The 8680-nt window shown below is 73.5% G+C and carries 8 protein-coding genes; 6 read left to right on the plus strand and 2 right to left on the minus strand.

Features of this window, described 5'->3' with window-relative positions; translation table 11 throughout:
- Positions 1–7 precede the first annotated feature (7 nt).
- Positions 8–3079: a BTAD domain-containing putative transcriptional regulator gene (locus tag ACGF13_RS26910; protein WP_392879624.1), complete on the minus strand. Its 3072-nt coding sequence runs from the start codon at positions 3077–3079 to the stop codon at positions 8–10.
- Positions 3080–3290: 211 nt separating this feature from the next.
- On the opposite strand from ACGF13_RS26910, the gene ACGF13_RS26915 reads away from it, so the two are divergent.
- Positions 3291–3806: an aegerolysin family protein gene (locus ACGF13_RS26915; protein WP_392879627.1), complete on the plus strand. Its 516-nt coding sequence runs from the start codon at positions 3291–3293 to the stop codon at positions 3804–3806.
- Between the two features lie 114 nt (positions 3807–3920).
- On the opposite strand, the gene ACGF13_RS26920 is transcribed toward ACGF13_RS26915, so the two are convergent.
- On the minus strand, positions 3921–4784 hold the full coding sequence (locus ACGF13_RS26920; RefSeq protein WP_392879630.1) for an alpha/beta fold hydrolase: 864 nt from the start codon (positions 4782–4784) through the stop codon (positions 3921–3923).
- 154 nt (positions 4785–4938) lie between these two features.
- On the opposite strand from ACGF13_RS26920, the gene ACGF13_RS26925 reads away from it, so the two are divergent.
- The 5 genes from ACGF13_RS26925 (at position 4939) to ACGF13_RS26945 (ending at position 8538) form a co-directional block, all read left to right on the plus strand.
- Positions 4939–5244, plus strand: coding sequence for a hypothetical protein (locus ACGF13_RS26925; protein ID WP_392879633.1), 306 nt, complete (start codon positions 4939–4941; stop codon positions 5242–5244).
- 414 nt (positions 5245–5658) lie between these two features.
- On the plus strand, positions 5659–6669 hold the full coding sequence (locus ACGF13_RS26930) for a hypothetical protein (protein WP_392879635.1): 1011 nt from the start codon (positions 5659–5661) through the stop codon (positions 6667–6669).
- A 298-nt stretch (positions 6670–6967) separates the two neighbouring features.
- Positions 6968–7456, plus strand: a complete 489-nt coding sequence (locus tag ACGF13_RS26935) for an RICIN domain-containing protein (RefSeq protein WP_392879638.1) — start codon at positions 6968–6970, stop codon at positions 7454–7456.
- 301 nt (positions 7457–7757) lie between these two features.
- Positions 7758–8204 carry a hypothetical protein gene (locus ACGF13_RS26940; protein WP_392879641.1) on the plus strand — a complete coding sequence of 149 codons (447 nt, stop codon included), beginning with the start codon at positions 7758–7760 and terminating at the stop codon, positions 8202–8204.
- Positions 8205–8337: 133 nt separating this feature from the next.
- Positions 8338–8538, plus strand: a complete 201-nt coding sequence (locus ACGF13_RS26945; RefSeq protein ID WP_392879694.1) for a DUF6191 domain-containing protein — start codon at positions 8338–8340, stop codon at positions 8536–8538.
- The last annotated feature ends 142 nt before the right edge of the window (positions 8539–8680 follow it).

Below are 8680 nucleotides of genomic sequence, written 5' to 3' on the forward strand. Positions count from 1 at the left end.
CGGCCGGTCACGCCGGAAGCCAGGACGGCCACTGCCGGCGCGGCCGCACGACGGGCCCGCCGGGGCCGATCAGGGCGCGCAGCCGGTTGGCCTCGGGGGAGCCGATGGAGGCCAGGATGTCGTAGGCCTCCGACCGGCGCGCCAGGGCCTCGTCCGGTTCGGTGCCGCGCTCGGCGAGCGCGTCGCCGAGCGCCGCCAGCGCCAGCCCCCGCCCCCGGCGGTCGCCGTCGAGGGTCAGCACCTCGACCGCCCGCCCGGCCGCCGCCACCGCCTCCTCGCCGCGGCCCACGGCGCGCAGCGACTCGGTGAGCCGCAGCAGGGTACGGCCCGTACGGCGCCGGTCGTCCGGCCGCAGCAGGGACAGGGCGTTGCGGTGGTGGCGCAGGGCCTGCTCGAACTCGCCGCGGTCGTGGGCGATCGTCCCCAGCGAGTCCAGGGCGAGCGCCTGCAGCTCGTAGTCGGCGAGCCGGTGGCAGATCAGCAGGGACTGGTCGACCACGCGCACCGCCGCGTCGTACCGGCCGAGTTCGGTGAACGCGCCCGCCAGGTTGAGAAGTTCGGCCGCCACCGAGCGCTGGTCGCCGAGCCGCTCCCAGACCGAGATCGCCGCGGTGAAGCCGCCGAGCGCGTCGCCCGGCCGGCCGACCTGGACGAACAGGGCGCCCAGCGCGGCGTGGGCCAGGGCGAGCAGCGGCCCCGGCAGGTCGTGGGCGGTGCACAGGTCGCGGGTCCTGAGCAGCTCGGCGAGGGCGGCGGGCTCGGAGCCGACCTCGGTCAGCAGCCGTCCGAGCACCAGCCGGGCCCTGACCTCGGCCGTCCGGTCGCCCGCCCGGACGGCGGCCTGGAGCAGGACCTTGGCCGCGTGCCCGAGCGGCCGGGTGGCCTGCCCGGTCTCGCACAACAGGCTGCAGCCGAGCAGCAGTTCGGCCGCCAGGTCGAGCCGGGGCGGTTCCGCGAGCCCGGCGTACTGGCCGACCAGCGCGCCGACGCCCTGGTAGTCGACGCCGCCGGGCGGCGCCACCGCGCGGGGGCCGGCGCCGGCCCCCGCCTCGGGCAGGGCGGCGCGGGCCGCGGACGGGCCGAGCGCCGCGAGGGTCTCCGCGTGCTGACGGGCCACCAGGCGGGTGAGCACGGCCGCCGGGCGGTCCTCCTCGCCCCGCGCCCGCGCGTCCGCCCGCGCGTCCGCCCGCGCGTCCGCCCGCGCGTCCGCCCGCCCGTCCTCCTCGCCCCGCACCTGCCCGTCCGCCTCCGCCTCTGCCTCCGCCTCCGGGGCGAGTCGCTGGGCGAAGGAGCGCAGCAGGTCGTGGTACCGGTAGCGGTCCGGCGGCGCCGTCTCCAGCATCGAGCAGTCGACCAGCGACTCGGCCAGCTCCTCGGCCTCGTGCTCGGGCAGGCCGAGCACCGCCGCGACCGCGCCCGGCGACAGGTCGGGCACCTCCGGCAGCGCCAACAGCCGGAAGGCGCGGGCCTGTTCGGGCGTCAGCTGGTCGTAGCCGAAGCGGAACGCCGGCTCGACGGCGAGGTCCCCGGCGCGCAGCACGTCCAGCCGGCGGAGGTTCCCGGACAGCTTGTCGAGCAGCCGCTCCATGGCCCAGCCCGGCCGGCAGGCCAGGCGCGCGGCGAGGATGCGCACCGCCAGCGGGAGATGGCCGCAGAGCCGGACGAGTTCCGCCGCCGTGTCCTGCTCGGCCCGCAGCCGCTGCTCGCCGATCACCTGGCCGAGCAGGCCGAGGGCCTCCCGCGGGGCGAAGGCGGTCAGCTCGACGACCTGCGCGTTGGGCAGCGAACCGAGCCGGGCCCGGCTGGTGACGAGCACGGCGCAGCCGGGCCGGCCCGGCAGCAGCGGCCTGATCTGCTCGGCGTCCCGGGCGTTGTCGAGGACGACCAGCACGCGCCGCTCGGAGAGCAGCGAGCGGAACTGGGCGGAGCGTTCGGCGAGCCCGGAGGCCAGCCCGTCGGCCGGCACACCGAGGGAGCGCAGGAAGACGCCCAGCACCTCCTCGGGCCGGGTCGGGCGGCCGTCGGCCCCGTGCAGGTCGAGGTAGAGCTGGCCGTCGGGGAAGTCGGCGGCCAGCCCGTGTGCGACGTGCACGGCCAGCGCCGTCTTGCCCACGCCGCCCAGACCCGCCACGACCGCCACGGGCACGGTGCGGGGGGCGAGCAGGACGGCCCGCAGCGCCTCGGTCTGCGCCTCGCGGCCGGTGAAGTCGGCGAGGTCGGCGGGGACCTGGGTCGGCCGCACCGGCGCCCGGTACGGCGGGCGGGGCGCGGCCGCGCTGGCTGTGCCGGTGCCGGTGGCGCCGGTGGTGGCGGCGGGCCGGGGCGGCGCGGGCGCCAGGAGGGCGGCGTCGGCGGCCAGGATCCGGCGCTGCAGCTCGCGCAGACCGGGCCCGGCGCTGACGCCGAGCTGCTCGCGCAGCCGCCGGTCCGTCGCGCGGTACGCGCCCAGGGCCTCGGCCTGCCGGCCGGTGCGGTAGAGGGCGAGCATCAGCAGTTCGCAGAACCGTTCCCGCAGCGGGTGTTCGGCCGTGACGGCGGTCAGTTCGGCGACGACCTCGCCGGACGGCCCGGCCTCGACCTCGGCCTCCAGACACGACTCCAGGACGGTCACCCGGCGTTCGGCCCACTCCCCGCGCTGCCGCTCCGCGTACGGGCCGGGCAGCGCGGCCATCGGCTCGCCCTGCCACAGGGCCAGCACCGAGCGGAGCACGGCGGCGGCGCGGGCGTGCTCCCCGGCGGCGCGCAGCGCCTTCGCCTCGCCGACGAGCTCTTCGAAGCGGTGGGTGTCCAGCGCCCCGGCGTCCACCGCGAGCAGGTAGCCGCCGCTGAGCGTGCTCGGAGCCTCCGGCCCCAGGACGCGGCGCAGGCGGTGGACGTACGTGCGGATCACGGCGGACGGCTTGGCGGGCGGCTCCTCGCCCCACAGGTCGTCGACGAGCTGACCGGTCGACACGGGGTGGTTGGCTCTCAGCAGCAGCGCGAGCAGCAGGCTCCGCTGCTGCGGCGAGCCCAGCGCCAGCTCACCGCCGTCCCGCCACCCCCGCAGCGGCCCCAGCACCGCGAACCGTAAACCACCCACCGGCCGTCCCCCTCCACCCGCAAAAATCCCCCGGGGCATTTTACCGGCCGCATCACCCCTGGTCAGGGCGGCGCACCCGGGTCGGACCCGCGGCTTGTCCATCACCTGTCAACAAGCTGTCGACCGTTCGTCGACCATCTGTCGACGGGCGCCGCCGAGTCTTCCGGCAGGAGACCGCACCGACGCGGTCCCAGAGCGAGAGGAACACCCGATGGCACAGCGGAAGTCCCTGGTCCGAGCGACCCTGGCCGCGGCCGGCGTCGCCGCCGCGCTGTTCACGGCCGCCGCCCCGGCCGGCGCGGCCACCGCGCAGCAGCAGCCCACGCAGGAGCAGACCCAGGAGCAGACGCAGCTGCTGAGCGCGGCGCGCAGCACCGAGGTCCTGGTCGTCAACTGGACCGGCTGCGAACTGCGCCTGCAGAACAACTGGCTGGACCACGGCATCTGGACGAAGGCCCCGGACCCCATCATCACCGACGGGAGCACCGCACGCTGGCAGTCCGAGAGCAACGGCTTCATGACCGGCACCGAGGGCCACGTCATCTACGACGCGGCGAACTGCGGCAACCCCGACCTCAACGGCAAGCGCGTCCAGCTCCACTGGAACAACCCGTACGTCGGCAGCAACGGCTACGACACCGCGGGCTCCGACCCGAAGTTCGGGTTCGCGCAGAGCGGCGGCAGCGGCAACAACGCCGCCGTGTACTGGACGATCAGGGGCCTCTGACCGCCGCACCCCTGACCGCCGGGCCCCTCACCGGCGGCCCCTGACCGCCGGGCGCCCGGCCGGGACTTCCTCCCCCCGGCCGGGCGCCCGCGTCCGTTCGGCGACGCCGTCAGGTCACTCGGCGTCGGGCAGCAGCGCGGCGACCTCCGCCAGGACGCGGGCCGCCGGCGCCGGGTCGACCAGCCACTTCAGGTGGCTGCCGGCGAGGGTGCGGACGTCGTACGGGTTCTCCGGCGTCAGCTCGTCGCCCTCGCGGATCATCCGGTCCTGCATGGCGAGCGGTATGCCGGCGTCCTCGGTCAGCCGCACGTACGTCCGCGGGATCCGCCCCCAGGTGTCGGCCTGCGCCCGGTCCTCGGGAGTGCCGGTGTCGAGGTTCTCGTCGGGCTGGAAGGTGTTGAGGAAGGCCAGGAACTCGTCGTCCGTCCCGTCGGCGAGGAAGGCCGCCTTGAACGCCGCGAGGACGGAGGGGTCGGCGGTGCGGAAGTTGGAGCGCAGCAGCCCCAGTTCGGCCGGGTTCCCGACCATCGCCGCCAGCATTCCCGAGGCGTCGACCGTGGCCATCTCGGGCTCGGCGTAGTAGGCGCCGACCTCGAGGTCGACGGGGCACCAGGAGGAGACGTAGACGATGCGGTCGATCAGGTCGGGCCGCCGGTTGGCCGCGACGGTCGCCGTCAGACCGCCGCGACTGTGGGAGACCAGCACGACCGGCCCGTTGCGCTTGGCCCGCTCGAGTATCCCCACGAGGTGCGCGACGTTGTCGGCGAGCGTGACGCCCTTGATGGCCCCCGGTGCGGCGGCGAGCCCCTCGAGGTCCTGCGGCGCCTGATAGGCGCGCGGGTACGTCGCGGCGAACCCGTGCCCGGGCAGGTCGACGGCGACGGAACGGTGCCCCAGGAGGCCGAGTTCGGCCTGGAGCGGCGCGAAGGAGAAGGAGTTCGCGAAAGCTCCGTGGACCAGTACGAACGTCGGTTGCATGTGTGTGCTCACTTTCTGACCTGTACTCAGTGCAAGATCATCGCACTGCCCGGAGGGGCCCGTCTCGGCCATTCGTGTCGCCGGTGGATACAACCGATCACGACTTCGGCATGCTGACCGCAACGTTGTTCGAGACGCGACGAGGGAGAAGGCCATGCGACGGATTGCGGCTCTGGGTACGGGTGCGGCACTGCTGGTGGCGGCCGGGGTGATGGCGGCGCCGGGGGCGTCGGCGACCTCGTACTGCAGCACCACCCAGGGCACGAACTGGGGATCGGTGAGCTGCCAGACCACCGCCACGAAGAACCACTGGCAGCTGGTGCTGGTCTGCAACAACGACAACGTCAAGGGCAACCAGACGACGGTCATCGGCTCCTGGCGCATGGGCAACGGCAGCGACACCCTGTACTGCCCGACCGGCTACAGCACGGCGTACACCAAGGTCAACAACGACAACTGACCTGTAGGGCAGGGAAGTCGGCCCCCGCCGCCCGGTGGGGGCCGACGTCCGTACGTGCCGCGCATTCACTCTTCCGGCCTATAGGGCAAGGTGGTTCGAGCCCGATACATTTCCTGTACCGGGACGTTTCCCCACGAACCCACAGCATGTGGCGATTCGCCTTCGGTTCGCCGTCACCCGCGACATCCGCAACGGGCGCACCCGCCGTCCCGCCCCGACAGGCCCGACCCACCGACACCTCCGGCGGCCACGGACGTCGGCCGCCGACGAGGACGGCCCGCCCGACGGCGCGTGAGCCGGCCTACGGCGTACGGCCTCCGGCCCGAAGACCTGCGTCAGGCGGGCCACCGCCGAAGAACCGCCCCCAGGCCCGTCCCGCCGTCCGGCACCCACCGTTTCACTCGGGGAGGAACCATGAACGCCGCCGCCAACTGGAACGACATCCTGGTCCGGGACAACTTCCGCGACATGGGACAGACCCCCACCTCCGACCCCGTCTGGGAATCCCCGGACATCATCCCGTTCGGCAGCGACATCCTCGACTTCGGCCTGCTGGAGTCCAGCTACAGCGGCCCCGACCTCGGCATCCGCCACCCCATCGTGCAGGGACGGCTCAACCGCATCTACGTCCGGGGAAAGAACCTGAGGACCGGATGCCCCACCTCCGGCGACGTCAGGCTCTACTACGCCCCCGGCGGGCTGCTCCTGGACCCGCGCGCGTGGACCCCGCTCAACGCCGAAGGCGGCGGCACCGCCGTGCCGTTCACCGTCCGCGGCGGCAGCAGGGAGATCCCGCCCGGGCAGATCTGCGTCAGCAGGTCCGCCTTCCTCTGGCCGAGCCAGAACCCACCCGGCCACTACTGCACGATCACCACCGTGGACACCCCCGCCCACCCCATGTCCGCGACGCTGCCCACCTTCAGCTCGCTCGTCGACTACCTGAACTGGGTCCGGTACAACCCCAACGTCGGTTGGCGCAACATCGACGTCATCCCGTGCCGGCAGACCAACTACGTCCTCTCCGACCTGGCCGTCAGCAACCTGGACAACACCCCGGAGCGGATCGTCTTCGGGATCTCCGGCACCGACCTGCCCGACGGCACCGCGACCTTCTCCAACACCGACCAGCAGGCCCCGTTCAGCGTGACGGCGCCGGTCTACTCGCCCGGCAGCGACGAGGGGTACTCGCGTGCGGTCACCCTGCCCGCCAACTACTCCGGCACGGTCACGGTCGTGATCCAGTTCGACCAGCCGCTCCCGTGTGACGCCCGGATCGTGCTGCGGGCCTACAAGGTGGTGAACACCACCGCCGGAGCGCTCGAACGGCGACTCGCCGTCCCCCTCACCGGCGTGCCCGGGCTCCAGGACTTCCTGTTCCTCGAAATGGGCGCGTACACCTTCGTCGCCGCCGAGAGCGGTACGTGACGACGCCGCAGACGCCCACCCCGGGCTCCGGGCCGATGCGGGCGACCGGGGGGAGTGGCCGCCACCCGGCTGGTCACTCTGCGTCAACACCCCCACTCCGACGGCCGGTTGCCGCAGGTCGGCCGCGTGCGACCGCACCCGTTCGGCTGACCCCGGGGTGATACGCCCGGTGCGGTCTTTCACCCGCGAAGGGCAAGGTGGCCCGGCCTCGCCCGGACCGGAGGCACCGGCGGCGTCCAGGATGCTCGTGGACGTCCCAGGAATCGCCTGCGACCGATCGAGCGAAAGAGAACACGACATGACGAAGACCGGAAAGATCGCACTGGCCGTCGCCGCGGCGGGCCTGTTCACCGGCGCCCTCACCGCCACCGCGCCCGCGGCCTCCGCCCAGCCCACGGAGTTCACCACGTTGGTGTCGTCGGAGAAGTACGGGAACTTCCTGCACCCGGGCCCCGGCGACGACGTCACCCTCGGCGACTCCAGCGAGTGGACCTTCCAGGAGGTGGCCCCCGGCACCTACGAGATCCGGGCGGCCAACCGGCCGGGCGCCCCGTGCATCACGTCCTTCGGCCAAGGGGACGCCGTGAAGCTGGCCGAGTGCGGTTTCCCGTTCGGCAACCAGACCTGGAAGCTGCAGCCCGCGAAGCCGGGCCAGACCGAGCCCGTCCTCATCGAGGCCGCGGGCCACCCGGGTGAGGTCCTCGAGCCGCACGGCGTCGGGGAGAAGGTCACCCTGGAGCCGCTGAACGGCGACGTCGCCCAGCAGTGGAAGGTCTACGGCCGGTAGGAGAAGCAACCCGCCCGCGGGGAACGAGCCTGCGCACCCGGCGGGCTCGTTCCCGCTTTCCGGTGAAGGCCGGGGTGCGCAGGAAGTCGGCGGGGCCGACTTCCTGCGCGCCGCGGTCGAGGACTGGCCCCGGCGTCCCTTCGCACGCCAATCGGCCATCGCTTCCAGCCAAACACGATCGCCCCGGAAGAACCTCCTGGTCTCAACTCCCGGCCTGAACGAGATTGCCGGTGCAGGAACAAACACCCGTTCTGCGCAATGGAGTTGAAGCATAAACAGAACAAGGGCTCTCGCTCTTGCGGTGATCGGCGCCCTCGCGCCGGCCACCATGGGAACCTCCGGTGCCTCCGCCGCGCAGGCCGTACCGGCCGCAGCCAAGCCGTGGACGTCCACCTCCACCCAGGTGCCCGCGCCACGGACACTGGCCGCCACGGACTACTGGACACCGGAACGCATGACGGCCGCAGTCCCGGCCAACAACGCCGACACAGTGCCCGCACCCCCCTCTTCCCTCCCGGACCAAGCCCCGGCGCAGCCCGCGCTGTCGGTCGCTCCGGTCGCGCCCCGGAAAGCGCCCGAATCCAACCCTGCCAACGAGGGGCCCGACAACAGCGCTGCCCGCCTGGCCGGGGTCAACGCCTCGATCCTGGTGGGCAAGGTCTTCTTCCACAACGTGGGCAAGGACCGCGACGCATCCATGCCGGCCAAGGGCCGCGCCGAGACCTCCTGCCCCTCACCCCGCCCGTAACGCGCGGCCCCTCGGGCGGGATGCCGGAGGGCGGCAGGGGCAGGTACGCCGCCGGCTTCGGGCAGTTGTACGCCGGCTTCTCGGCAGGCAAGCAGCATGACCTCAAGGATCGGCAGTCCGCGCTGATGCTGCGCTGCGCGATGACGACGAGGACGGCGCCCCACCGAACCGCACCGGGGTGGACCTGGCGCACGGTTCGGCAGTGATCCGGTTGCCGAAGGCCTCCTGCGCAGGTGTCCGCGGATCGCCCGGGACGAGTAGGCCCGGTCCGCCAGGACCAGGAGGCGCCGGGTGCGCGGCCGGCCGATCGTCCTGGGCACGAGGGCGTATGTGAGGCGGTGGTCGGGGTTGGGGGGAGGACGGTGTCGGGGCGCCGCGGGGGGGGGGGGGGCCCCCCCCGGCGGCCGGGTTCGGCAGGGGCGGGCCCGCCGGCATCTAGGTCCGGTTTTGGGGGTGCTGGCGTTGTAGACACACGT

This window comes from Kitasatospora sp. NPDC048286 (assembly GCF_043201735.1).
Lineage (GTDB): Bacteria > Actinomycetota > Actinomycetes > Streptomycetales > Streptomycetaceae > Kitasatospora.